This window comes from Pseudomonas sp. BT-42-2 (genome assembly GCF_025847435.2).
In the GTDB taxonomy this organism is placed as follows: Bacteria; Pseudomonadota; Gammaproteobacteria; order Pseudomonadales; family Pseudomonadaceae; genus Aquipseudomonas; species Aquipseudomonas urmiensis.
In genome coordinates this window covers 352,267-375,916 of record NZ_JAOYTM010000007.1, presented here as the reverse complement: position 1 = coordinate 375,916, position 23,650 = coordinate 352,267, and the positions used below count along the sequence as shown (strand labels likewise).

General features: G+C 64.7%; 21 protein-coding genes. 2 read left to right on the top strand and 19 right to left on the bottom strand.

Going from position 1 to position 23,650, the window contains the following annotated elements:
- Positions 1-11: 11 nt before the first annotated feature.
- The 18 genes from OIU19_RS08385 to mnxG form a co-directional block, all read right to left on the bottom strand.
- On the bottom strand, positions 12-440 hold the full coding sequence (locus tag OIU19_RS08385; protein ID WP_186553255.1) for a curli assembly protein CsgF: 429 nt from the start codon (positions 438-440) through the stop codon (positions 12-14).
- A complete protein-coding gene (csgE, locus tag OIU19_RS08380) occupies positions 437-832 on the bottom strand; it encodes a curli production assembly/transport protein CsgE (protein WP_186553256.1) in 396 nt (131 codons plus the stop codon). Before csgE ends, OIU19_RS08385 begins: the two co-directional genes overlap by 4 nt.
- The gene (locus tag OIU19_RS08375; RefSeq protein ID WP_264234627.1) at positions 829-1,356 is read right to left on the bottom strand and encodes a type II secretion system protein; all 528 of its coding nucleotides are present in this window, start codon (positions 1,354-1,356) and stop codon (positions 829-831) included. Before OIU19_RS08375 ends, csgE begins: the two co-directional genes overlap by 4 nt.
- Entirely contained in the window at positions 1,331-1,705 is a 375-nt protein-coding gene (locus OIU19_RS08370; protein WP_264234626.1) for a type II secretion system protein, read from the bottom strand. Before OIU19_RS08370 ends, OIU19_RS08375 begins: the two co-directional genes overlap by 26 nt.
- Positions 1,706-1,710: 5 nt before the next feature.
- On the bottom strand, positions 1,711-2,184 hold the full coding sequence (locus tag OIU19_RS08365) for a type II secretion system protein (protein WP_264234625.1): 474 nt from the start codon (positions 2,182-2,184) through the stop codon (positions 1,711-1,713).
- Positions 2,181-4,058, bottom strand: a complete 1,878-nt coding sequence (locus OIU19_RS08360) for a secretin N-terminal domain-containing protein (RefSeq protein ID WP_264234624.1) — start codon at positions 4,056-4,058, stop codon at positions 2,181-2,183. The genes OIU19_RS08365 and OIU19_RS08360 overlap by 4 nt, the downstream gene beginning before the upstream one ends.
- A complete protein-coding gene (locus tag OIU19_RS08355) occupies positions 4,055-4,573 on the bottom strand; it encodes a hypothetical protein (protein ID WP_264234623.1) in 519 nt (172 codons plus the stop codon). The genes OIU19_RS08360 and OIU19_RS08355 overlap by 4 nt, the downstream gene beginning before the upstream one ends.
- Positions 4,570-5,124, bottom strand: a complete 555-nt coding sequence (pilO, locus tag OIU19_RS08350) for a type 4a pilus biogenesis protein PilO (RefSeq protein ID WP_264234622.1) — start codon at positions 5,122-5,124, stop codon at positions 4,570-4,572. The genes OIU19_RS08355 and pilO overlap by 4 nt, the downstream gene beginning before the upstream one ends.
- Positions 5,111-5,653 carry a PilN domain-containing protein gene (locus tag OIU19_RS08345; protein WP_264234621.1) on the bottom strand — a complete coding sequence of 181 codons (543 nt, stop codon included), beginning with the start codon at positions 5,651-5,653 and terminating at the stop codon, positions 5,111-5,113. Before OIU19_RS08345 ends, pilO begins: the two co-directional genes overlap by 14 nt.
- A 1-nt stretch (position 5,654) precedes the next feature.
- Positions 5,655-6,437 (bottom strand): hypothetical protein, encoded by a 783-nt coding sequence (locus tag OIU19_RS08340; RefSeq protein WP_264234620.1) that lies wholly within the window; start codon positions 6,435-6,437, stop codon positions 5,655-5,657.
- Positions 6,418-8,124: a GspE/PulE family protein gene (locus OIU19_RS08335; RefSeq protein ID WP_264234619.1), complete on the bottom strand. Its 1,707-nt coding sequence runs from the start codon at positions 8,122-8,124 to the stop codon at positions 6,418-6,420. The genes OIU19_RS08340 and OIU19_RS08335 overlap by 20 nt, the downstream gene beginning before the upstream one ends.
- Before the next feature lie 69 nt (positions 8,125-8,193).
- Positions 8,194-8,727, bottom strand: coding sequence for a response regulator (locus tag OIU19_RS08330; RefSeq protein ID WP_264234618.1), 534 nt, complete (start codon positions 8,725-8,727; stop codon positions 8,194-8,196).
- A gap of 239 nt (positions 8,728-8,966) precedes the next feature.
- Positions 8,967-9,608 carry a SurA N-terminal domain-containing protein gene (locus OIU19_RS08325; RefSeq protein ID WP_264234617.1) on the bottom strand — a complete coding sequence of 214 codons (642 nt, stop codon included), beginning with the start codon at positions 9,606-9,608 and terminating at the stop codon, positions 8,967-8,969.
- A 12-nt stretch (positions 9,609-9,620) separates the two neighbouring features.
- Complete coding sequence (locus tag OIU19_RS08320) at positions 9,621-11,141, bottom strand: ABC transporter substrate-binding protein (protein ID WP_264234616.1); 1,521 nt, start codon at positions 11,139-11,141, stop codon at positions 9,621-9,623.
- 5 nt (positions 11,142-11,146) lie between these two features.
- The gene (locus OIU19_RS08315; protein ID WP_264234615.1) at positions 11,147-11,812 is read right to left on the bottom strand and encodes an SCO family protein; all 666 of its coding nucleotides are present in this window, start codon (positions 11,810-11,812) and stop codon (positions 11,147-11,149) included.
- Complete coding sequence (locus tag OIU19_RS08310) at positions 11,809-12,474, bottom strand: SCO family protein (protein ID WP_264234614.1); 666 nt, start codon at positions 12,472-12,474, stop codon at positions 11,809-11,811. The genes OIU19_RS08315 and OIU19_RS08310 overlap by 4 nt, the downstream gene beginning before the upstream one ends.
- Positions 12,471-14,447, bottom strand: a complete 1,977-nt coding sequence (locus OIU19_RS08305) for a cytochrome D1 domain-containing protein (RefSeq protein WP_264234613.1) — start codon at positions 14,445-14,447, stop codon at positions 12,471-12,473. The genes OIU19_RS08310 and OIU19_RS08305 overlap by 4 nt, the downstream gene beginning before the upstream one ends.
- Before the next feature lie 18 nt (positions 14,448-14,465).
- Positions 14,466-20,339: a manganese-oxidizing multicopper oxidase MnxG gene (mnxG, locus tag OIU19_RS08300; protein ID WP_264234612.1), complete on the bottom strand. Its 5,874-nt coding sequence runs from the start codon at positions 20,337-20,339 to the stop codon at positions 14,466-14,468.
- 438 nt (positions 20,340-20,777) lie between these two features.
- Between mnxG and OIU19_RS08295 the strand changes: the two genes are divergently transcribed.
- Positions 20,778-21,164, top strand: coding sequence for a VOC family protein (locus OIU19_RS08295; protein WP_186553273.1), 387 nt, complete (start codon positions 20,778-20,780; stop codon positions 21,162-21,164).
- 118 nt (positions 21,165-21,282) lie between these two features.
- On the top strand, positions 21,283-21,852 hold the full coding sequence (locus OIU19_RS08290; RefSeq protein ID WP_264234611.1) for a hypothetical protein: 570 nt from the start codon (positions 21,283-21,285) through the stop codon (positions 21,850-21,852).
- Between the two features lie 69 nt (positions 21,853-21,921).
- Here the strand turns inward: OIU19_RS08290 and OIU19_RS08285 are convergent, their stop codons facing one another.
- Entirely contained in the window at positions 21,922-23,592 is a 1,671-nt protein-coding gene (locus OIU19_RS08285) for an MFS transporter (protein ID WP_264234610.1), read from the bottom strand.
- Positions 23,593-23,650: the final 58 nt, after the last annotated feature.

Here is a 23,650-nt window from a genome sequence, read left to right as displayed (position 1 = left end):
TCCCGTCCCTCTCAGGGGTTCAGGCCGCTGACCTCGATGATCGAAACTTCACCGGTCGCCCGATCGGTGACCTTGATGCTCAAGGCCCCGGAATCGTCGATGACGTCGATGAGGAAGGTGTCGGTGGACATGCTGCCGGTGTTGCCGTTGCTGATGTTGTCGAGCAACTGCGAGAGCATCCGCGACTCCAGTTGGTTGGTGAACCGCTCCAGGGCCGAGGTGCCGGCGAACGAGGTGCGATCCTTGAGGTCGGGGTCGTCATAGTCGTTCTGCGCCTGGGCGTTGTTGAGCAGCCAGGTGCCATTCAACGGGTTGCCACCGAACGCTGGGTTGACCGGGGTGTAGACCAGCTCGGTGGCCTGCGCCTGGCTGGCCAGGACACCAGCCAGCAGGCTGGCGGCGAGGCCGCGTAGAAGCTGCTGTGGAATGTGCTTGCTCATAGCTCGTCCCTCTCCAGATCGGTGGTGTCCTGCAGCAGGCGTTGCAACTTGCGTTGGATGATCTGCTGCTTGACCAGGTCGGCGGCCGCGACGGCCTCGTCGGTAAGTTGGGTGGTGTTCGGGGGCAGGAAGCGCCGGTACAGCACGTCGCTTTCAAACTCCACTGTCACCAGGCTGCCCCAGCGGGCGTCCGGGCGTTCGCGCACCACCAGGTTGAAGTCCAGGCGGCTGGTGGCGCGCAGGCGCTCGGTGAAGGCGTTGTAGAAGTCGTGGCCGATGTGCGAGATGGTGTTGTCGACGATAAAGCCCATCATCTCGTCCTCGGGGCCGGCATTGGCCGCGCCGTGGTTGAGCAGCAGGCACAAGGCCAGGACGAACGTTCTGCGGTTCATGGCGCATCTCCCTGGGCGCTGGGCCGACGCTCGCCGTTGCCACCTTCGGCAAAGGCCTGCTCGGCAACGAACTGCCAATCGCTGTAGTGTTCAAGGCCCTCGAAGGCCGACCATTGGGCATCGAAGCCGCTGCGTTTGAGCGGGGCGGCATCGGCGCGGCTGTGCACACCGGTGATGCGCCCGTCGATCGAGCGCAGCAGGCCCCACTCCTCGCCGACGGCAATCGGGTCGGGATACAACCTGCGGATGTGCCGCTTGGCCGTGGGGAAGCGGTTGTCTTCGAGCAAGTCGTTGAGATCTTGCGGGTACTGGGCCAGGCCCGGGGATGCGCGGTAGTAGCTGCGCAGGGCCTGGGCGTACTGGCCGCCAACCCAGAGCAATTGCCGCTCACGGTCACGCAGGGCGCTGGTCGACCACAGGGTGCCGGTAGCGGCCAGGGCCATGCTGCTGATGGCGATCAGCAGCAGCACGCCCAGGTAGGTGAAGCCGGCGCAGGCCTTACCACTCTGCATAGAGGCTGCCATCACGCGCCCTCCCGCTTGCACCGCTCTTGATGTCCGCCACGCCGCCGGGCACGCCCTCTGGTGGTGGCACCAGCTGCCAGGCATCGCTGCGCTCGGTGATCGGATCGACTGGGGTGTTGCGCAGATAGCGCTGCTCGACCAGTTGCTCGAGCGATTCGGGGTAGCGGCCGGTGTCGCCGTAGTAGTGGTCGAGCGATTCGCGCAACACCGCCAGGCTCTGGCGCAAGGTGGCCTCGCGCGAGGCATCCAGGCTGTTGAAATAGCGCGGCATGGCGATGGTCATCAGGGTGGCGATGATCGCCATCACTACCAGCAACTCGATCAGGGTGAAGCCTTGGCTGCGTTTCATGGCCGTCACCATTGCCCGTAGGGGATGCTGTTGAGGCCCTTGCCACGGGCCTTGGAATACACGTCGAAGACGTCTTCGCCATCGCGTGGGTTGTCGGCGCTGCTGTCGTAGGCACGCAGGCCCCAGCCTCCCTGGTCGTCGTCCTTGACCGCCAACAGCGGGTCATGTGGGATGCGCCGCAGGAAGTAGAACTTGGCGCCCTTGGCGCTGCGCACATCGCGCACGCCATCGACCAGCACTTGCAGGTTGGGCGGATAGCCGCTGGCATTGAGGCGCTTTTCGATGTAACCGGCGTCGAACGCACGCTTGTAGGCATCGATGGCATCGCGAATCTGGTACAGCGCTTCGCGCAGCTGTTGCTCCTTGCCGCGCCGTACCACGGTCTCGGTCAGTGGTGCGGCCATGGCGGCGAGCATGCCGAGCAGGGCCAGGGTCAGCACCACCTCGATCAGGCTGAAGCCACGGGCTTGGCGTTTCATGGCTGGACAGTCCGGTTGGCTGGGACCACGGCCATTTGGCCATTGACCAAGGGCGCCTCGGCGGGCGCATCGCCCGGTGCATCGCTAGGCAAGGCGCTGGCCGGTAGCGGCTGGGCCAGTTGCCGCACTTGCAGGCTCGACTCGGTGCCGGTGGCGAACTCCATGTCCGAGGGGCTCTGGTACGGCAGGTTGCGCACGATCCGTGGGGTGATCGCCAAGACCAGCTCGGACTTGGTCATGTCGTCCTTGTTGCTGCCGAACAACCTACCCAGGCCGGGGATATCGCCAAGCCCGGGGATCTTGTTGCCGCTGGCGTTGTGGTCGTTACGCACCAGGCCGGCCAGCACCTGGGTTTCGCCGTCGTGCAGGCGCAGGCTGGTCTGCGCGTTGCGGGTGTCGACCTGGACCGGAATGGTGCCTTGGCGGGTGGCCTCAAGCGGCGTGGCATTGCTCACTTCCAGCGCCACTTTGATTGCCACTTCGTTGTTCAGGTGCACGGTGGGCTGCACTTCGAGCTTCAAGCCGACGTCCAGGTAGGTGATGCTCTCGGTGATCACTGGGCCTTGGGTCGACGGCACCGACGTGGCGCTGATGATCGGCACCCGCTGGCCGATGTGAATGCGCGCCTGCTCGCGGTTGCTGACCCGAATCACTGGGCTGGCCAGGGTGTTGATGTCTTTGTCCTGGGCGTTGATCTTGGCTTGCGGCGCCGGGGCGATGCTGATGCGGCTGGAGTCGATCCCGCGCAGCTGGTCGAGCACGCTGACCGATTTACCTTCACTGGTAAGCAGGCCGAAGGTGTTCGGCCATTGCAGGCCCAGGTCGAGGATCCGCGAGCGGGCCACTTCCATCACTTCGACTTCCAGCACCACTTCAGGGTTGGACTGATCCTGCGATTGCAGCAGTTTCTCGGCCATGCGCACGGCGTCGGGCGTGTCGCGCATGGTCAGGGTATTGAGCCGCTCGTCAACGAACACGTCGCGCGTCTTGAGCATGGTCTTGACCATGTTCATCGCGGTGTTGGCATCGATGCTGGTCAGGTAGAAGGTGCGCATGACCAGTTCCTGGTAGTCCTTGGTCTTTTGCGGCGAGTCGGGGTAGATCAGCAGGGTGTTGTCGTTGACGATCTTCTGGTGCAGCTGGTTCTGCTCGAGCAGCAGGGCCACGGCATCCTCGATGCGCACATCGCGCACGAAGATAGTGGCTTTCATTTCCGGACGCAGGTCTTTGTCGAAGATGAAGTTGATCCCGGCGACCTGGGCCAGGACCTCGAAGATGGTCTTGAGGTTAGCGTCACGAAACTCCAGGGTCACCGGCCGTTCCAGCTTGCTGCGCAGTTGCGGGAACGGCTGCGCAGTGCGCGCCTGGACGTTCTCGATATCGCTACGCAGCATGATGCCCTTCTGGTTTTGCGGATCCAGGCGTAGCACGTCACGCACGATACGCTCGGCACCGAACAGGTCGCCCTGGCGCAGCGAGGCCTGGCCGAGGGCGATGCGGTCTTCGAGGGTGCGCATCAGCTCGATCTGGCGAATGCCTTCCTGGGCGCGGCGGTTGTTCGGCTCGAAGGTCAGCACCCGGCCGTAACCCATGCGGGCGCCAGCGAAGTCATGGCGGCTGCGGTCACTGTCGGCCTGGGTCAGCAAGGCCTCGACCGCTGCCTGGCGGCCATGGGCCAGGGCGATGTTCAGCTCGGTGTCGCGCGGGTCTTCGCGCAGGGCATCTTCCAGGCGAGCGATGCCGGCCTCGTACTGGCCCTCCTTGAACAGCGCATCGCTGTCTTTACGCACCGCGCTGGAGCCGCACCCGGCCATCGCCACGCACAGCGCCAGGAGCAGGAATGGAGCAGGCTTGCACAACTTCGAAGGCTTCATGGTGCGCTCCCGACAGACAGGGTCTGTGGCTGGTGCAGTGGCAGGTAGACCAGGCTCAGCTCAGTGGCCGAGACGTGATCGAGGCGGTAGGTGTCGTCAATCACGTCGCCTTGGCGCACGACGTAGAGCTTTTCGCCGCTCTGCAGAAAGATCTGCAAGTCGTCGCGATCGCCGATGCGACCGATGAACTGGAACGGCAGCATGGGCGCCGTGGGGGCGGCGGCAGCGACCGGGGTGGGCAGCGCCGGTTGCTCGGTGACCGTGGCCAGAGTTGGCGCTGCACTCCAGCGCTGTACCGGGAACAGATCGCGTGATGGTTTGCCTGCGGCCTTTTCGCCAGGCACGCTCGCCGTCACGCGCCGGTCCGTTGCCCGCTCGGCAACGGGGGCGCGGGCTTGCCCGGCGAGGGGTTCAACGCTGTCTTGGGTCTGGCCAAACCAGCGCCCAGGCGCCCAGGCCAACGCCGCGCTCAGGCCAAGAAAGCCAATCCATATCGCCGTGCGCTTGGTGTTCATGACGACCTCGACAGGTAAAGGGTCATGCGCAGGCGACCATTGAGTTCGCTGTCACCGATGCGCTTGCGCTGCAGTTCCAGGTCTTCGAGCACCAGGGTCGGCAGTTGCCCTAGCAGGGCCTGGAGAAAGCCGCGAATCTGTGGGTAGCTGCCGCGCACCGGCAGGACGATCTGGTAGCGCGCCAGCTGCGTCTTGGGGTCGACGCCCAGGGCGTATTCGCCGCGCGCCAGGCTGATGCGCTCGGCACTGGCCAGGCGGTACAAGCGCTCGATCAGCTCGCTGGCCTGGGGTTGGCCTGGCAGTTGCTGGCGCAGGCTGTCCAGCGCCTGCTGTTCGGGCTTGACGGCAATTTTCAGCTCGCCACGCTGCAAACGCTGGACCTGCACGCTGGCGTCGGCTTCGTTGGCGCGCAGTTCGCGCACCGCTTGCCACTGCGGCAGTACGCTGGCCACACCGAACACCAGGGCAACGCCACTGACCAGCAGCGCGCCGAGGCCAGCGCGACCGAGGCGGCGCGCCTGTTCATGCAGGATCAGGCTAGGGACGCGCATGGCCGATCTCCCAGGTGGCGGTGAGGTTGAAGCGCACCGGGTGCTCAGGCTGGCCGGCGACCACTTCGTGGTTGAGCAGCGACACATCGCGCAGCTCGGCGCTGCGTTCCAGGCGCTGGTGGTACTGCAGCATCGCTTCCAGGTCGCGCGCTTCGGCGGCGATGCGCACCTGGCCCTTGCGCGCGTCCGGGGTGATGGTCAATAGCGCGACGTCTTGCTGCGGCATCGCTTCGAGCATCGCGAACAGTTGCTCCCACGGCCGTTGCAGCTGCTGCGAGACGTTGCGCATCTGCGCCAGTTGCTCGGCCTGTTCGCGGCTGGCGGCGCTGCTCAGCGGTGCGGCGGTAGCGGGTCGGCGGCCAAGCTTGAGCTCAAGGCTGTGCACCCGTGCCTCCAGGTCGACTTGCTCGCTCTGCAACTGCTGCTGCACCAGCAACAGCAGCGCCAGCACTGCGCTGCCCAAGGCCAGCAGCGACCAGGCCAACGCGCTGCTGCGCCGGGGTTGGAATTCCAGATCGAGGCGGCGCATCTCAGGCCACCGCCCGCCACATGGCGCACAGCGGGTCGCTGTCGCCTGCGCTCTGGCACAGCTGCACGGCGGCCAGCTGTGGTACATCGCTGCGCCCTGGGGCATGCAGGTAGATGCGTGGCAGATGCTCGCCGTACAGCTCGCAGGTGCGTTCGATCAGCGCTTGCAGGGCCTGGTCAGTGTCGGCGCAGCCTTGGGCCAGGACTTGCTGCCAGGCGCCGCCAGCGGCCAGCAACAGCACACTGCGCCGGGGCTCGGCGAGGACGAACAGGAAGTCGCCCTGCTCCAGCTGGGCGCTGCAATGGTTGTAAGCGGCCATCAGGTAGGGTTGCACCGAGCGCAGGCCCAGCCGGCGCTCCTTGGCCAAGGCTTGCAGCCCTTGCATCAGTGCTTGCGGCAGGGCCGTGGCGATCCGCGCAGCGCCGGCAGCTTCGGGCGAGAGGACGATGCGCCAGTCATCCAGCGACTGCCCGTAGAGGTTCTCGAAGCACGCCCGGGCGTAGGCATCGAGTTCGCGGGGGTGGCCGATGGCATCGCTCCAGGGCACCAGGCAGAAGCGGCTGTAGCGCGCCGACAGCAGTACCCGCAGCTGCGCACCGGCCAGCGCGTGCTCGCTGAGCAGCGCGTCCAGCGCTTGCACGGCAGGTGCCCAGGCCGGCTGCGTGGCATCGCAGGTAAAGCCGCAGCTGCCCAGCCATTGATGTTGGTTGGCGTGCCAGCGACCCAGGCCGACACCCTCGGCGCCGAGTACGGCGCAATAGCGATCAGGCGATAAATGTGACACGGTTGATCTCCTCAAGCGTGGTACGGCCCTCGCGGACCAGGTCCAGGGCGGATGCGCGCAGCAGGCGCAGGCCGCGTTGGCAAGCCAATGCCTTGATCTGCGCCAGCGGGCGGCGCTCGACGATCATCTGGCGCAGGTCGTCATCCAGGTGCAGCAACTCGGCAATCGCGTTGCGGCCGCGATAGCCACTGCCGCGGCACTGGCCGCAGCCTTGGGCGCGAACGAAGTGCCACCCGCTGACCGCCTCGCGACTAAGCCCGGAGACTGCCAGCAGCTCATCGTCCGGCTCGCAAGCCACTGCGCAGTGCGGGCAGGCCAGGCGAATCAGGCGCTGGGCGAGCACAGCGTTGAGCGCGGAGACGAAGCTGTAGGGGTCGACCTGCATCTGGCTGAAGCGGCCGATCACATCGAACACGTTGTTGGCGTGGATGGTGGTGAACACCAGGTGCCCGGTGAGCGCCGACTGCACGGCGATCTGGGCGGTGTCGGGGTCGCGGATCTCGCCGACCAGGATCTTGTCCGGGTCATGGCGCAGGATCGAGCGCAGGCCGCGGGCGAAGGTCAGGCCTTTTTTCTCGTTGACTGGAATCTGCAACACCCCCGGCAACTGGTACTCGACCGGGTCTTCGATGGTGATGATCTTGTCTACGCCATGGTTGATCTCGCTGATCATCGCGTAGAGGGTGGTGGTCTTGCCGCTGCCGGTGGGGCCGGTGACCAGGATCATCCCGTAGGGCTCGCTGGCCAGCCGGCGCAGCGCACGCAGGGTCTGCTCCTGAAAGCCCAGGGCTTGCAGCTGCACACCGCTGACCTTGTCCGACAGGTCTTGTTTGTCGAGCACCCGCAGCACCGCGTCTTCACCGAAGATGCTGGGCATGATCGAGACGCGGAAGTCGATCTGCCGCTCGCCCACCGCCACCTTGAAGCGGCCGTCCTGGGGTACGCGCTTTTCACCGATGTCCAGTTCGGCCATGACCTTGATGCGCGAGATCACCTGCTCGGCAAAGGCGCTGCCACTGGCTTTACCGGCGCAGTTGAGCACGCCGTCGATGCGGTACTTGATGGTCAGGCCCTGGCCGGTCATGCCCAGGTGGATGTCGCTGGCATGTTGCTTGAGGGCATCGTAGAGGGTCGAGTTGACCAGCTTGACCACCCGGCTCTGGTCTTCGCTAATGCTGGTCAGCGACAGCCGTTGCAGCGGGTCGGCCTCGCTGCCGGGTTCGCCGTCCTGGTCCATGGCGTCGACGGCGTGGAAGCTTTCCTCGTGGCGGGCCAGAAACGCTGCCAGGTCAGCGGCGTGGACCAGGTACAAGGCGGCGCCTTGCAGGTTATCGTCGATCCAGGCCAGGCGGGCATGATCGAAGGGGTCGGCGAACACGCCGATCAGTTCGCCTGCCTGTTGGACCAGTACGAACTCGTGCTTCAGGCACTGGGCCAGGCTGACCCGCTCGAACACCGGGGTGCAGGCGAACAGGCTGGGGCTGTCCAGAAGCGGGTAATGCAGGGTGTGGGCCAGGCGCTGGGTGAAGGTGGCCGGGGCATCGTTGCTCAGACGTTGCAGGCAGTTCAGCAGGCGTTCTTCACCGGCTGCCAGGCGGGCCTGGGCGAGCAGTTCGCGGGGGAAGCTGGCGATCTGCAGCGCCGGATCTGGATGCTCGGGTGGGCTCTGCTCAAGTACATCGGACATGGCCTGCGACTCCGCTCAAGGGCGCGTCGCAGGTTGGCTCGGTGGGGACCGGGGTGGCCGCGGGCGCCGCTATTCCCCGGTGAGCAGTTGGTCGTCGTCAGGTCCAGGAGGTCGTGCGCCATGACGGCGGCGGTCGGCCAGTACCCAGCTTCCATCGAACAACTGCATGGGGAACGTATCGTTCCTGTTCTGGCGTCGTTCGACGAAACCTTCGGCCGGGTTGTCGCTTGCCCTGCGCTGGCGCTCTACCCCGGTCAGGTCGGAGACTGCGCGGGCCAGTTCCACCAAGGGGAACGGCTTGAACAGGACATGGGTGACGCCGAGTTCGGCGGCCCGCTCACGGACCTCGGCGGTCGGGTGGGCGGTGATCAGCACGAAATGGCACTGCCTGTTCTTGCGCACGGTCTCCAGAACCTGAAACCCCTCCATGTCGGGCAAGCGGTAATCCAGCACGATCACATCGGGTTTGAGCTTCTCAGCCTGCTCAATACCGCTGAAACCGTCGTGGGCAACATCAACTTCCAGGCCTTGCGCTTGCAGATACGCCTGCAAGTTCAGCGCGAGGGTCTGCTCGTCATCGACTACCAATACTCTGTTCACCAAGGTCGACTCCCAAGAACTACCCGGTTTCCCGGTCTGCGAAGTGCGGCCTTGAAGAGGCTTGAGCAGGCTTCGTGCCAGGCATGAAAGGTCATGTTGCACCACTGTAAGTCTTTGATTTTACTTAGCCATCCAGATACCCAGAAAAAACCCGAGCACCCAGTTCCCCACAACCGGGGAGCTTGATGGCACTTTGCCCAGAGATATGTCCCCACACTTGGGGAAATCTCTGCCAGAGCGTATCAGTCTGCGCGCTCGACGTGGGCCGATTCACGCAAACGTTGGCGTACCGTTTGCCGCGCCTGGGCGCTGAGCTGTTCGGCGAGCGCGAGCCTGGCCATCTGCAGGCTCTGTTCGGGTATGACAGAAGTGTTATCACTTTGGTTCTGCGCTCCTTGCAGTCTTTCTCGATTGGCCTGGTAGAAAGCCTGGACGTCAGCCTCGGACGGCGCCGCTACCGCGCTCAGCTGCGCGTAGACGCGCTGGGCAGCCATTTCGTGACGAGTGTAGTCGGCAAACTCTGCCCGATTAAAGCCCGCCTCGCTCAGCCGCCGCTCGAATATCACTGGACTGCCGAAGGCCTGTTCCAGTTGGCCGATGTGCGCCGAAACCTGTTCGTCGCTGACGACGATGCCGCGCCGCTGCGCCTCCTGCCAGAGCAGCTCCTTGTCGATCAGCTCATCCAGGGCCTGGTCGCGCAGGCGCTTGTACAGGTTGGGGTTGCGGATACTGCTCAGCGCCCGCCCCTGCGCCTGCAGGTACTCGCTGAAATAGCGCTCCAGGCGCATGACGCTGATCTCAACGCCATTGACCCGCGCGGCGGCAAGGTCGGCCCAGCTGATCGGGGTGATCCCCAGCAACAGGCACAGCAAGACGATACGCATGGCAACCTCCGTTCAAGGGGTGTCCGGCAGCGGCCGGTACGGCGCAACTTCGGCAAAGCGCGGCCCAGGCAGGGCTACCGCCACCACATGGGCCCCGGCCATGCCCTGGCGCCGGCCCGGGCCGAAGCTCAAGGCCGGGGTCAGGCCGGTGTCGATGTCATGCAGGCTTTCGAGGGCGCGCACCAATTGTTCGCGGCTGGCGTCGCGGCCAATCTGCTTGAGTGCCTCGCTGAGCAGGCGCAAGGCGCACAGGGTGTTGACCTGCAATGAGGCCTGGCGCGCATCCAGGCCCTGGCGCTGGTGCAGGCCTGCCAGCCGGGCGCGGCCCTGCTCGGTCCAATCGCCGGGGACGAACGGATAGGCCAGGAACACCCGCTGCGACCACTGCGGCGCAAGGTTCGGCAAGCTCCCGGCGACCTGGCTGGCGGCAGCGAACAACAGCGGCTCTCGTCCAGCGGCGTTGAGCGCCTGGGTCAGTTGGCCAAAGCCGTGCGCGTGGCCCAGGTAGACCACCCCCTGGGCCTCCGGCGCCTTCCCGGTGAACGCCTGCGCGGCGGGCACACTCCAACCGGCCTGCTGCAGCCGCTGGCGCAACTGTTCGGCCAAAGCAGCCTGCTCGGCATCGGCGTAGACCACCTGCAAGCCATCGGCAGGCAAGCCCAAACCGTCGCGAGCATGCACCGCCAGGCTCAGCAACTGCTCCAGCAGACCCGGCATCGGGTCGAAGATCTGCGGGCTGGGGCCGCTGCGTGGAGTACTGCCGATCAGCGGCACGCCACGCTGTTCGAGGGCGGCGGCCAGACGTTCATCGAGCATCGGCACCAGCGGCGAAACCACGGCGAATACCCCCTCCTCGTCCAGCAAGCGGTCCAAGGCGCGGCTGGCGCTGTCTGGGTCTGCACCCGGATCCAGCACCACCAGTTGCAAACGCCGGCCATTGATCCCGCCTTGCTGGTTGAGCTGCTCCAGCCCGTCGTCGAGCACGGCCCGCACCACCCTGCCCGCCTCAGCCAAGGGCCCGGCAGCAGGCAACAAGGTGCCCAGGCGCAATACGCTGTCCTCCACGCCCGGATCACGCTCCTCGCCCAGGCGCTTGAGATAAGCGGTGAGATTGCGTTGATCGGCCTGGCTCAGGACAAAGCGCGGCATCGCCGGATCGAGCCGATTGCCAGCCGGGTCGATGCCCTGCTGCACCGCCCGGGCCAGGGCTGATGCGTCGTAGGCCGGGTAACTGCGGCCATTGGCCTGGCGCTCACCGGCGCCGACGCTCAGGCGCTGCCAATCCAGGCTTGGCGGGCGCACACCGCCTTCGGCGCGGCCCTTGCCATCGTTACCATGACAACTTGCACAGGGCAGCACGCTGGCCGGCACGCTCATGTCACTGACACCGACCCGGGCGACCACCTGGGCGTCGCCACTGGCAAGGCCCTGGCGATACAGGCGCTTGCCCGCCTGTTCCTGCGCGGTCAAGTCCAGGGCCAGGGCTGTGCTGCACAGCGACAGCCCCAGCCACAGTGCCAGCAGCCGGCCCACGGCGCTCACCGGCCGGCCAGCGGTTGGGTGAGCAGCTGCATGCGCTGGGCGATGGCCGCAGGCGGCGCGTCGGGGCGGATCTTGCTCCAGCGTTTGCTCGCCACATCGCCAGCGATCAATTGAGTTGAGTGCTGCTCTGGGCTGGGCAAGAACTGCCCAAGGCGCCCCAGCACCAGGTCGACATTGGCCTTGTCACCGGTCAGGAACAGCCAGTTGGGGCCATCCACGCCTTGTTTTTCGGCAAACGCCTTGAGCACTGCGGGGGTATCGTTGAGCGGATCACTGCTGACCGAGATGAAGGTCACCTGGCTGGCCAGTTCGCTGCCCATGGCCTCGCGTACTTCACGCAACTTGCGGGTAATCAACGGACAGGCATCGTTGCAGTGGGTGAAGATCACATTGAGCATCACCACCTTGTCCTTGAGCACATCGCTGTAGAAGCGCAGCTCGCGGCCGTTCTGGTCCTTGAGCACGGTATCGGTGAACCAGGCCTGGGCATCGCGGGTGCCGCCACCGCTGCTGATGGTCGGCGATGCCGGTTGCGGCGCGGGGGCTGTCGGCGCATGGCCCCCGTGGGCCAAGGCGACGCTGCTGAGGATCCACAGGCAGCCGATCAGGGTCAGCCAGTCGAGACCACGCATGCCGCTTCGGCGGCTGGTAAGACTGCTCATGGTTGTGCCTCCTGGGCGGCAGGGTCTGGGGTTGCGGCGATCGCAGTGCTCTTGGCGTGCACACGGCGGGCGCTGAGGCGGTTGATCTCGGCGACCAGCACGGCCGGATCGGTGAAGCCGTAGTAGCGAGTCCAGTGGCCGCTGCGACCATCACCGACGATGATCATCGGTGGGTGCTGGGTCAGGTCGGCGCTGAAGCTGCCCAGGCCCTTCAAGGTCTGGGTGATGGCATAGGGTGAGCCGGTCAGCCAACTCCAGCCCGGCCCCTGCTGAAACGCCTTGGCGTAGCTGGCCAGGCGCTTGGCATCGTCGCGCTGCGGGTCGACGCTGATCGACACCAGCTGGATCTCCTCGCCAACCCGCCCGCCCATCTGCGCCTGGACCTTGGACATGATCGACGACACCACCGGGCACACGGTGGTGCAGCTGGTGTAGATAAAGCCCATGACCACCAGGTGATCGCCCACCAGGTCCTTTTCCAGACGTACCGGCATGCCGTCCTGGTCCTGCAGGGCGACGTCGGCAAAGCTGACGCTGGCCTTTTCCTGGCGCGCCGCTGGCGGTTGCGGGGCATGCCCACTGTGATCATGACCGGCATGCGCCCAGGTCAGGTTACTGGCGAGCAGCAGGCTCAGGGCGAGCAGTTTGCTTGGGCAGTTCATCGCACACTCCTGGGTTCCCCTTGGGAAGCGGTAGACGCTGCGGCCGGCAGGACGCGCAGGCTGGTGTAGTTCTCTTCGGCAAACGTGCGGCCCAGTGATGGCGACTGCACGTGCAGGTACCAGGCACCGGCTTCGGCCAACTCCAGCGAGGCTTGGTAGACCCCCTCACCCACCTCGGTCAGGGGCAAGCTGCGCGGCAGCGACGACGGCGCCAGGAAGTAGCGCAGGCTCAAGTCGCGCAGGCCCAGGCGTGGCTGGCCGTCGTCACCGAGGATACGCACGCGGGCAACGAAGGGGCTGTTTTGCAAGGCCGGCTGATCATTGCCGATGAACTCGGCGTGAGCGCCCTTGCGCTTGGCCGCCTCAGGCGCCACGGCGATATCGGTGCTGAAGCAGTGGATGATTTGCGGCTGGTTGAGCAGAAAGGCCACGTCGAACTTGCCCGCCGCCGGCATCTTCACGGTCGAGCCGTAAACACCTGGGGCCAGCTCGCGCAGGCTGCGGTCGATGACGATCGCGGCCCGCGCCTGATGCCCGCGGTTGTTGTAGCCGGACATCGGCGCGTTCATCCCCTCGGCGTAGAAGTAAGTGGTGTTGTCCACCGGGTTGACCACGAACACCGAGTTGTTGTCGCGGGCCACCGACAGGCCTTGGGCCAAGGGCAAGTCACCGGCCTGGCGCGGCGCGGCGGGGCCGGCCTCGAAGCCTTGGACGATGGGCTGGCGGCCCTCGCCCAGGCTGCCCAGGTTGATCATGCTGACCTTCGGCGACGACAGCCCACGCACGTAGGCGTAGCCCTTGGTGAAGGTCAGCTGGTACGGTTCGGCCGCCACCGCAATGCGGTGGATCAGCGTGTCGGTACTGGCATCGATCACCAAGGCCTGGCTTTCCAGGGTGTTGAGCACGATGCCGTAGCGGCCATCGTTGCTAAAGCGCATCGGCCCCAGCCCCTGCTCTGCCTTGACCGTGTGGCGCAGCTGATGACTGCGTGCGTCGATGACGCGCACCGTCCCCTCCTCGCCATCGGCCACATAGACCGCCTGGGACAGCGGCGAATAGGCCACCGACAACGGGTGCGGGCCCACGTCGAGGGTTTTTACCAGGCGCATCTCGGCAGCATCGATGATGCTCAGCGTGCCGCCATCGCGATTGGTGACGAAGGCATAGCGCGAATCACTGCTGAAGGCGATCTCATGATGCCCGGAGCCGGTGGCGAACGACTTGAGCATGCTACGGCTGTGCACATCGATCACGGTTACCCCGCCCTTGGCCGGATCATCACTGTTGTTGCCTACCCAGAGCAGGCGCTGGTCGGGCTGCAGGGCAACCCGCAACGGCTGGGCGCCGGCCTCCAGGGTCGCCACGCGGCGGAAGGTTTCGGTGTCGATCACCGCCACCTGGCCACGCTCGGGCATGGACACGAACACCTGCTTGTCATCGCCCGTGGCCGCCCAATCCATCGGCCGGCCTGGCAGGTCGATACGCGCCAAGGTGCTGGTGACCCCGCCCACCGACACGGTGGGGTCGATCACCGTCAGGCTGGGGTCCTTGTTCAGCACCAAGAGAAAGTAGCTGTTCAGGTCCAGCAATGGCCGGGCACCGATGCTGCTCTTGAGAAACAGCGCCACGCGCGCCTTGCAGCTGCTGTCGCGGTCACCTGCCGGAGCCGACTGGGCCGGGTCCAGCCAGGCCCCCGGTGCCATCCCCGACAACGGTTGGCCACTGCTCTGGTCGCTGACCTTGAACCGCACGTTGGCAAAGCTGCCTTCACGCAGCTGGCCACCGTCCATGGCCTTGGCTTCGAATTCCACGGTCACCCCGTCGCGGCTGAGCCGGTGCAGGCCCTGCGCGTCGGCAGCCTCCTGCAACAGCTCGCGCGGGTCGCACCAGAGCTTCTCGTAGGCCACCCCCATGCCGATCAGCGCCACTCCCAGCAGTACCCCCAAGTAAGCAGGGCGAGTCTTTTTGTTCATGCTCGCGCTCCCCTTCTGTCATTGCGCCGGGGCGGTTGCCGGCGGCGCTTCGTTGGTCACCCGCAGGATCCCCCACAGCCCCGAGGCATTGCCGTAGGCGGCGTAGTCGCGGAACAGATAGTCACCTGGGATGGCGTTGGCACCGCCGGCGCTTGGCAGCATGAAGCTGAAGTGCGCGGCCGGCAGCACGCTTTCCTGGGCGCCGATGTAGATCGACATCGGGTTGTAGCCAAAGCGCACCGAGCCAATGCCCGGCAGGCTCATGGGGTAGCCGTCGAGGTCGTTCTTCTCGGCCTGGTAGGCGTGCAGTGGCCACAGGTGCCCGTCCAGTTGGTAGGTGATACCGCGGCTACCCCCGCTGGGCATCAGCACGTGGTTGCGTGCCGGTTGCCCAGGCTTGGCCCAGAGCACTGGGGTTTGTGGATCGCCACCGACCAGGGCATTGCTGTAGGCCATGTGCGCGTTGGGCACATCGGCGAAGCCAAAGCCATCGGCATGCCCGAACGGTGCGTCCGGCGCCAGGCCGAAGCGCAGCCACAGCGGCTCGGTCTTGTAGTTCATGGCCATGTTGCCGTTGTCTTTCGGGTCACCCGGCACGCCGTTGCCTTCGGTGGCGATGCCCTCAACCGGCCGACCATCGGCCCAGCGCATGTTCAGCGAACGCTGCCAGACAGTGACGAAGTCGCGGTAGTCGGGCTGACCGCTGACCTTGACCGTGGCCTGGGCGCGGCTGGCGTTGTCCTCGGTCCAGGTCGCGCTCTGCGGCAGGATGCTCATGCCACCGACCAGGCCCTTCTGCGGCTGCTTGATCACATCCGAAGGGGTCAGGTTGAGGCCGCCGAACTCGATCGCGGTGGTGTTGATGTTGTCCACCGTACGGCCCAGTTGCAGCACCGGCTTGCCTTCGCGCTCCAGGTGCCCGGCGTAGTACTGATACACCTTGCTCGGGTAGGCGCCGCTGCTACCCGCGCGCGGGGGTACGGTCTGGATCGGGTTGAGGCCTACGTTGGCACCATCGGACTTGGTGATGTCGTAGCTCAGCAGCTGGGCATGCAGGCCAACGTGGCTCGAAGGTCGCATCAGGTTGTTGTTGAAGGCGGTGGAGCCTTCGCTACCGTTGCGATCACGCTTGACCACGTTCTGCATCACCGCGGTGCTGGGCAGGTCCGGCATCATCAGCGGCAGGCGGTTTTCCAGGGTGATGCTGATGCAGTCGCCCGCGTTGGCGCGCAGCACCAGCGGCTCTACCGGCACCCCGGCCTTGAGCTTGCCGGTGCTGGTGTCCAGGTCGCCCTTGCGCACATACAGCACCGCGGTCGGGTCATGCAGCGGCGCGCTGTGGCCGCCGATGGTGAAGGTGGCACCGTCCTCCTCGTCGGTTACCGTCACTTGCGGGATGCTGGTCTTGCGGCTGTTGAACACCAGGGTGCCGCCATTGGCCTTGAGGGGGCCGCCGACATGCTGGCCGAGACCCGCCGGGTCGGCGATGCTCACGCCATGACGGTTGTCGAGGATGTCGTTGGCCAGCGCTGCGACGATCTCATAGTTGCGTTTGACCGTCGGTTTGCTGCCCACGCCATTGGTGTTGGCGGTAGTCCTCGGGCAGATGCCGTCGAACGCCACGGTGTTGCGCATGGCCACCGGCTGCGGGTTATTCGGCAACGGGAACAGGTCGGCGCGCTGCGCGGTGTAGTTGCGCATGATGCCCCAGATGCCGTTCCAGTAGCCCTCCAGGGCCGCGTCGAGCGAGTACAGGTAATCCCCGTTGGTGGCTGCGGAGCTGGAGATCATCGACACCGGCGCCATGAAGCCGAGCTGCTCGGAAATACCGATCATCTGCGAAGCCTTCCAACCCGAGTTGGAGCTGTTGCCGAAGCCCGAACCGTTTTGCAGCCATTTGACTCCGTGCAAGGTGACGTTGTGCTCCTCTTCATGACCGCCGGCGTGCATGCGCAAGCGCACGTTGTCGCCCGAGTAGGTACGCAGCAGCGGGGTGAACGGGTCGCCAGGCTCGCTGCCCTTGTTGATGTGCGGCGGGAACAGCGTAGTGCCGCCGGTTGGGCCGAGCGCCGAGGTGATCGCCGAGGGCGCCAGGTTCATCGCCGGGATGGCGCGGTCGGTACGGGTCTGCAAGGCATAGCTCAGGTCTCCCGCCAGGCCATCGGCCTGCATGCCGCGCTTGCCATCCGGGCCGACCTTGTTCGGGTCGAACACGCGCAGGGCCAGCGGCTCGTTGCGGTAGTTGACGACGAACATGCCAGGGTCATCCACCGAGATCGCTTGCGGACACGGCCGGCTTGGGCAACCTGGGCTCAGGCCGCCGCGCGACTCGACCACCGACTCGAGCAGGTTGGAGGCTGCTTGGCGCACCGGTGGGTTGATGGCGTAGCGGAAGCTGTCGCTGGTGGCTGGGTACGCCTGGCCATTGGGCACGCCATCGGGGCCGGCGCCAACATACACGCCGGCTTCATAGGCATGTTGGAAGTCGCTGTACTCCAGGAAGAACTCGCGATAGCTGTCGTTACGCCCGTCGCCGTCGTGATCGCCGGTCTGGATCACCGCTTGCCACGAGGTCGGCCCACCGTCCTGGCGAATCGCCGGGTTGTAGAGCTTCTCGCCGGTCTCGGCGTGGTACCAAGTCGAGCCGGCAGGTTCGGCCAGCACAGTGGCATACAGGCCCAGTTGCTGATGGGTCGATGGTCCAAGGTGGTCGTGGGTGAAGATGGTGCCCAGGCCGCGATCGACGTTATGCACGTTGACCAACGGGTCGGCGAACCAACGCTGCATGGCGGTGCGCGCACCGAGCCAGTCTGCCCTGCCGAAGCGCCCGAAGTACGGGTGCTGCTTGGCTTTCGGGCAAGCGGCGCTGCCATCACGGGCATCGCCTTCGCTGCAACCATTGAAGCTGCGGATGGCCTGGATGCGCTCGACCACACTGCCGGGCGAGAGAATGCCGTCTTCGTAGTTCCAGCCGTTGGCCGAGCCGTCGGCGGCGGTCAGGTCCCACTTGGGCAGGTGGATGTGCTGGCCGATCACGTCGGTTGGGGTGCGCACCTGATAGTCGTCCATCTCATAGAACGACGGGATCAGGTTGGTGTGGGTGTACATGGTGCAGTCGAAGGTGTTCATGCGCATCACCAGTGGCTCTGGTGGGCGCTGCTTGGTAATCACCGGCCAGGCGTCTTCCCACAGGGCCAGGATGCGCGCCTGCGGGAAGTGGTAGCCGACCTTGTTGTACACCGCGTCGAACTGGATGTTGGCGCCTTTGTAGATCCGCGGACGGTCGGCGGTGAAGGTCGAGGCACCGCGGAAGTTCAAGCCCGTCAGGCTCTCGCCGCTGAAGAACTCACCCGCGCCGGAAGCTTGCGTCAGGCGCTTGCCCCGGTCATCCATGCACGGTTCATAGAACGGTGCCCCAGCAGTAGGCAAGGCGCCGTTGGTGCGGAAGTTGCGCGCCACCGGCTGGCTGCCTGGGATCAACGCGTAGCTGGCGTGCTCGGCCTTGGCGTGGAACTGCATGGCGGCCTGCTCGACGTCGGTGCCCTCCTCGGGCATGTAGATCGGCTTGGCCTTGTGCACCACCTTGGAAAAGTCCAGCCTGGTGGTGGTCGACACCGCTTCGCCGCCAGCGGAAATGCCATCCAGCGCGTGCCGGCCCAGGCCCCCATCCCAGCCATCGACCTGACCGGCATCAAGGTTGGCCCACAGGGCGTTACCGCTGTTCTTGAGCTGTTGCGCCAGGACAGGGTCGAGCATGTCCAGTGGTGGCGTCGGTGGACGTTGGCCGACGCTGCTTTCCATGCCGCCGATCCAGAACGGATAGCCGGGGTTTTTCAGGCTGCCGTCAGCGTTGCGGTTGCTTTCGCTACGATCGACCAGGGCCAGCGAGCCGATGGCCCGCGGGGCGGCGTCGTCATTGCCGTGATGGCCATGGTCGTCGTCGCCCTCCTCCTCGTCCTCTTCCTCCTCTTCATGTTCGGCGACCAGCTGTTCTGCCAGCTTGGGCACCACTACCACCTTGCCGGGCATCGGCGCCATCGCTTTACCGGGCAGCGGCACGATGGCCGGAATCGGTGTACCGGCAATGATCTCGCCATCCGGCAAAGCCCGGGCGCCCGCTGCTGGCTTGCCACTGCGCAGGGCAAAGGGGGTGCTGTGGTAGCCGTCCTGCGCCTCGCCGCTGACTTCCAGGCGGGTGCCTTCTTCGAACACATCGTGTACCCGCCACATGGCCCACATGCCTTGGGCAAAGTGCGGGTAGAAGTGGCAGTGGTAGATAGCATCGCCCGCTACCCGGTTGCGGTTGCCCGAACCGCCGTTGGCGATCTCGTAGGTGTAGCCGATGCCTGGGCCAATGCCCTGGGCATCGATGTAGTCGGAGTTATCGTCGTTGGGGTTGAACAGCCACTGATGGCCATGCAGGTGGAAGATGTGCTGTTCGTGACCGTTGTGGGTGTTGCGAAACTTGGTGAAGTCACCGATATAGCTGTGGTGCACGTTGGCCGGCTCCGACGGGTACAGGGCCATGCTGGCCTTGACCCCGACGGCATTGGCCGGCGGTGTTTCGCCTGGGCGGATGTGTTCCAGGCCAACGTTGGCCGGGACATCGACCAAGGTGCCGATATCGCCCACGGTGTGGGCACTGAGGAAGAACTCCTCGTAGGCGCAGGACAGGCAGTCATGCATCGGGCCTACGCCCAGGCGGTTGGCCACCACCTCAGCGCCCATGCCGCCGGAGCCATAGTTGATCATGAACGAGTCACGCGCAGGTTCCAGCACATGGCCCATGATCGGGTCGGCCCAGTAGCCTGGGAATGCCTGGGTCCCGGCCACTTCGTCGGCGAACTGCGAGCCGAAGTCGCGGAACGCTTCCAGCCGGTTAGGCAATGCCGGGTTACGTTTGTTGATGCTTTCCAGCGGATAGGTCGAGCGCGGGAAGCTGCCGTCAGGGTTGGGGCCCATGACGATGGCGTCGGTCTCGCTGCTGAGGATCTCGCTGCCGTCGATCATGGCGATGATCGGTTTGCCAGCCTTGCCCTCGCTGATCCAGGGTTCCACTTGCGGGTAACGCGCTTCGTAGTCGACCACCGGTTGACCGGTGGGTGCACGGCCGGTGCTGGCCAGGCGCATCTCCTCTTCGGTCAGGGTGTTGCGGTAGGTACGGCCGCCTTTAGGCACTACCACCACTTGGCCGAACAGGCCATTGGCGACGTTGCCAGCACCACCCTGGCCGCCAAACGTAGCGCCCTGGCTGGTGGCGGCGAAGGCGCCTTCGCGCTCGGCGTACAGGGTATAGCTGCGGGTGCCACCGGGGGCGACCAGGAAATTGCCATTGCGCCCGGTGTTGGCGGCAATGTCGCTGATACCGTCGACCGCCTGCATGCCATTGACTTGGAAGCCCACGTGACGGTCGGTGACTTGCTCGTCGGCGATGAAATGCTCACCGCCCTCGTTTTCCAATTCACCGGCTTCGTTCTCGTTCTCTTCCTCGCCCTCGACTTCGTTGTCGTCGTGGTCGATGCCGTGCTTATTGGGGTTGGCCTGGTAGGCCAGCAAGTTGGTCAGGTTGACCGTCAGGCAGTCACCGGCGGCTACGCGCAATACGATCGGCCGTGGGCGTTTGTCTGGGCGCAGGGTGACCTTGCCTGGCACCGCGGCGCCGCCCTGGGTCAGCGGGATATGGTGTTCGTCGACCACATCCTGGCGCAGGGCGAACATCATGCCGTTGGCGTTCTGCGCGCCGAGGCGGTTGAACATCAGGGGCTGGTCCAGGGCCACTACGTTGGCGACCAGGTTGCGCTGGCATTGCACCGCCGCTTCGCTGGTCGCTTGCCAGCCGAACAGGGCCAGCACGAGTGATGTCAGGACTGAGCCTTTGAGCGGGGTCATCATGCTGCACCTCCGGGGGACACAGGGACTCTGCGAGGAGGTGGAGCAAGGTGTATGCCATAAAAATTTTTGTTGTTTTTCAGGTAGTTAGGGTTTGAAGTGCAACGGATTGGGGAGGATTCCCCAGTAGGTTTCCCCGAATTGGGGGCGATAGTGGAATTGTTGGTGACTATTCCGGCCTCTTCGCGGGCAAGCCCGCTCCCACAGGGTTCGAGGCGTGCGCAGTATCTGCGTGGTGTCAGTGCTGGCTCAACACTGGACTGAAATCGGCGCGGTACCTGTGGGAGCGGGCTTGCCCGCGAAGAGGCCAGAACAAACCCCACAAAAAAATTCAATCCTTGGCTTCGGCTTCTGCGAGAGCGCAGCGACGAAGCCTGGTCAACTCAGCCATACCAGCTTTACTTGAAGAAAAACCAAACCCGTCACAGAGGGAAGTGCCCCATGAAGATTGTGGTCACCAGTATTCTTGTCGACGATCAAGCCAAGGCATTGGCGTTCTACCACTACGTACTGGGCTTCGAGCCCAAGCACGACATTCCCATGGGCCGCCACCGCTGGCTCACCCTTACCTCCCCCAATGACCCCAACGGCGTCGAACTGCTGCTCGAACCCGACGCCCATCCCGCCGCCAAGGCGTACAAGACCGCCATCAAGCAAGACGGCATTCCCGCCACCTCGTTTGGCGTACGCGATATCCACGCCGAGTACACCCGCTTGTGCAAGGCCGGCGTTGAGTTCACCCAGCCGCCCACCGATCTGGGCCCAGTCATCGTCGCGGTGTTCGACGATACCTGCGGCAACCTGATCCAGATCGCCCAGCGCCATTAATCAGCCATCACGCCCCGCAGTACCGGCAATTTCCCAACGCGGATGCCGGTACTGACACCTACCCAGCCTTCCGCTACAGTCTCAAGACACCCAGCGCATCCAGAACAAGGAAAACACCATGCGCTATGAATTCAACGAAGTGCTCAACGACCTGGTCGACTACTTCCTGCTCGGTGACATCCAGCTGCTAGCGCGCTTCAAGCAGGAAAACGACTTGCCTGATGACCTGGCCTACGAGTTCACCCACAACGACAGCGGCGATCAGGCAGTGCTTGAAGGGGTGGTCCTGCCCCTGGCCGGCATCGAGAACCTGCCCTACACGATCATTTTCAGTGTCGATGAAGACAACCCGGTCCTGCTCGAAGCGGGCAGCCGCTTGCAGCATCGGCGCGGCGGCTATGTGCTGCGAGTAGAGAACCGTGCAGTGATGCTGTTCACCTGGAGAATCCTCCAGCATTTCACCAACAAGACCTTGGGCGACCTGCTGGCGCGCTACCAGATGCCGAATCGGCCGATCATCGAGCTGGAAAACGGCTGGTACAACGTTGAGGTGCTCGCTGGCGCGGTCAAGCGCGACGGGCTCTACGAGCCGACCTTCGAGTTCCTGCTGAAAAAGTCCTGGAGCCGCGGCGACGCCTCCGGGGTCGATACCGGCTATGCCTTTACCCTGCGCGGGGATTTCGCTTGAGCGACTGGCCCTACCGACGGTATCGCCAAGTAATACCAGGCAATACCGTCGATAGCGTCCAGAGCGCGATCAGGTAATATCGCGATCCTTGGTTTCCGGCAGGAACAAGATCCCTAGAATCGCCGTCATCACTGCAATCACGATCGGGTACCACAACCCGTAATAGATGTCGCCGGTGGCTGCGACCATGGCAAACGCCACCGTCGGCAGGAAACCACCGAACCAGCCATTACCGATGTGGTATGGCAGCGACATCGAGGTGTAGCGGATGCGCGTCGGGAACAGCTCCACCAGCCAGGCGGCGATCGGCCCGTAGACCATGGTCACGTAGATCACCAGGATGGTCAGCAGCAACAGCACCATCGGGTAATGGATCTTGGCCGGGTCGGCCTTCTCCGGATACCCCGCCTCTTTCAGCGCGCCACCGAGGGAGGCGGTGAAGGCATCGTTCTGCGCCTTGAAGTCTGCCGCCGCCATCGTCCGGCCATCGAAGCTTGGGATCACCCGTTCGCCGATGCGGATCTGGGCCACGCTGCCAGGCTCGGCCCGTTGGTTCTCATAGGGAATCGCGCGCTTGGCCAGCAGGCTCTTGGCGATGTCGCAGGAGCTGGTGAATTTGGCCTTGCCGACCGGGTCGAACTGGAACGAGCACTGGTCAGGGTCGGCGACCACCACCACAGGGTTCTGCTCCTGGGCCACGAACACGTCCGGGTTGCCGTATTCGGTCAGGGCTTTGAAGATCGGAAAGTAGGTCAACGCAGCGATGATGCAGCCGGCCATGATGATCTTCTTGCGCCCGATCCGATCCGACAGGCTGCCAAAGATGACGAAGAATGGCGTGCCGATCAGCAGTGACCCGGCAATCAGCAAGTTGGCCGTCTGCGGGTCGATCTTGAGCGTCTGCAAGAGGAAGAACAGCGCGTAGAACTGGCCGGTGTACCACACCACCGCTTGGCCGGCGGTGCCGCCAAGCAGCGACATGATCACCACCTTGAGGTTGTCCCAGCGGGCGAAGGACTCGGTCAGCGGCGCCTTGGATGACTTGCCCTCGGCCTTCATCTTGAGGAACACCGGCGATTCGTTGAGCTGCAAGCGGATATACACCGAGATCGCCAGCAGCAGGATCGACAGCAGGAACGGGATGCGCCAACCCCACGCTTCGAAGGCCTCGTTGCCAAGCACGGTACGACACGCGAGAATCACCAGTAGCGAGAGGAACAGGCCCAGCGTGGCGGTGGTCTGGATCCACGAAGTGAAGAAACCGCGCTTGCCCTTGGGCGCATGCTCGGCCACATAAGTTGCCGCACCGCCATACTCACCGCCCAGCGCCAGCCCTTGCAGCAGACGCAGGGTTATCAGGATGACCGGCGCCGCCACGCCAATGCTCGCGTAGCTGGGCAACAGGCCGACGATCGCGGTGGACAGACCCATGATGACGATGGTGATCAGGAAGGTGTGCTTGCGCCCGATCATATCCCCCAGCCGACCGAACACGATGGCGCCGAACGGGCGCACGGCAAAGCCCGCGGCAAAGGCCAGCAAGGCGAAGATGAATGAGGTGGTTTCGTTGACGCCGGCGAAGAAGTGCTTGGCAATGATCGCGGCCAGTGAGCCGTACAGGTAGAAGTCGTACCATTCGAACACTGTGCCTAGGGATGAGGCGAAGATGACCTTGCGCTCCTCCCGGGTGATGCCGCGTTGGGGCGCGCTGCCCGTCGATGTGCTGTCGATAACCGCCATGGGTTGCCTCCGTCTTGTTCTTGAAGGCCTGAGTACCTCAAAGATCAACACCGCACCC

Excerpts from the sequence above, each read along its gene's own strand:
- OIU19_RS08385 (WP_186553255.1), bottom strand. The coding sequence starts at position 440 with ATGAGCAAGCACATTCCACAGCAGCTTCTACGCGGCCTCGCCGCCAGC.
- csgE (WP_186553256.1), bottom strand. The coding sequence starts at position 832 with ATGAACCGCAGAACGTTCGTCCTGGCCTTGTGCCTGCTGCTCAACCAC.
- OIU19_RS08375 (WP_264234627.1), bottom strand. The coding sequence starts at position 1,356 with ATGGCAGCCTCTATGCAGAGTGGTAAGGCCTGCGCCGGCTTCACCTAC.
- OIU19_RS08370 (WP_264234626.1), bottom strand. The coding sequence starts at position 1,705 with ATGAAACGCAGCCAAGGCTTCACCCTGATCGAGTTGCTGGTAGTGATG.
- OIU19_RS08365 (WP_264234625.1), bottom strand. The coding sequence starts at position 2,184 with ATGAAACGCCAAGCCCGTGGCTTCAGCCTGATCGAGGTGGTGCTGACC.
- OIU19_RS08360 (WP_264234624.1), bottom strand. The coding sequence starts at position 4,058 with ATGAAGCCTTCGAAGTTGTGCAAGCCTGCTCCATTCCTGCTCCTGGCG.
- OIU19_RS08355 (WP_264234623.1), bottom strand. The coding sequence starts at position 4,573 with ATGAACACCAAGCGCACGGCGATATGGATTGGCTTTCTTGGCCTGAGC.
- pilO (WP_264234622.1), bottom strand. The coding sequence starts at position 5,124 with ATGCGCGTCCCTAGCCTGATCCTGCATGAACAGGCGCGCCGCCTCGGT.
- OIU19_RS08345 (WP_264234621.1), bottom strand. The coding sequence starts at position 5,653 with ATGCGCCGCCTCGATCTGGAATTCCAACCCCGGCGCAGCAGCGCGTTG.
- OIU19_RS08335 (WP_264234619.1), bottom strand. The coding sequence starts at position 8,124 with ATGTCCGATGTACTTGAGCAGAGCCCACCCGAGCATCCAGATCCGGCG.
- OIU19_RS08325 (WP_264234617.1), bottom strand. The coding sequence starts at position 9,608 with ATGCGTATCGTCTTGCTGTGCCTGTTGCTGGGGATCACCCCGATCAGC.
- OIU19_RS08315 (WP_264234615.1), bottom strand. The coding sequence starts at position 11,812 with ATGAGCAGTCTTACCAGCCGCCGAAGCGGCATGCGTGGTCTCGACTGG.
- OIU19_RS08310 (WP_264234614.1), bottom strand. The coding sequence starts at position 12,474 with ATGAACTGCCCAAGCAAACTGCTCGCCCTGAGCCTGCTGCTCGCCAGT.
- OIU19_RS08305 (WP_264234613.1), bottom strand. The coding sequence starts at position 14,447 with ATGAACAAAAAGACTCGCCCTGCTTACTTGGGGGTACTGCTGGGAGTG.
- mnxG (WP_264234612.1), bottom strand. The coding sequence starts at position 20,339 with ATGATGACCCCGCTCAAAGGCTCAGTCCTGACATCACTCGTGCTGGCC.
- OIU19_RS08295 (WP_186553273.1), top strand. The coding sequence starts at position 20,778 with ATGAAGATTGTGGTCACCAGTATTCTTGTCGACGATCAAGCCAAGGCA.
- OIU19_RS08290 (WP_264234611.1), top strand. The coding sequence starts at position 21,283 with ATGCGCTATGAATTCAACGAAGTGCTCAACGACCTGGTCGACTACTTC.
- OIU19_RS08285 (WP_264234610.1), bottom strand. The coding sequence starts at position 23,592 with ATGGCGGTTATCGACAGCACATCGACGGGCAGCGCGCCCCAACGCGGC.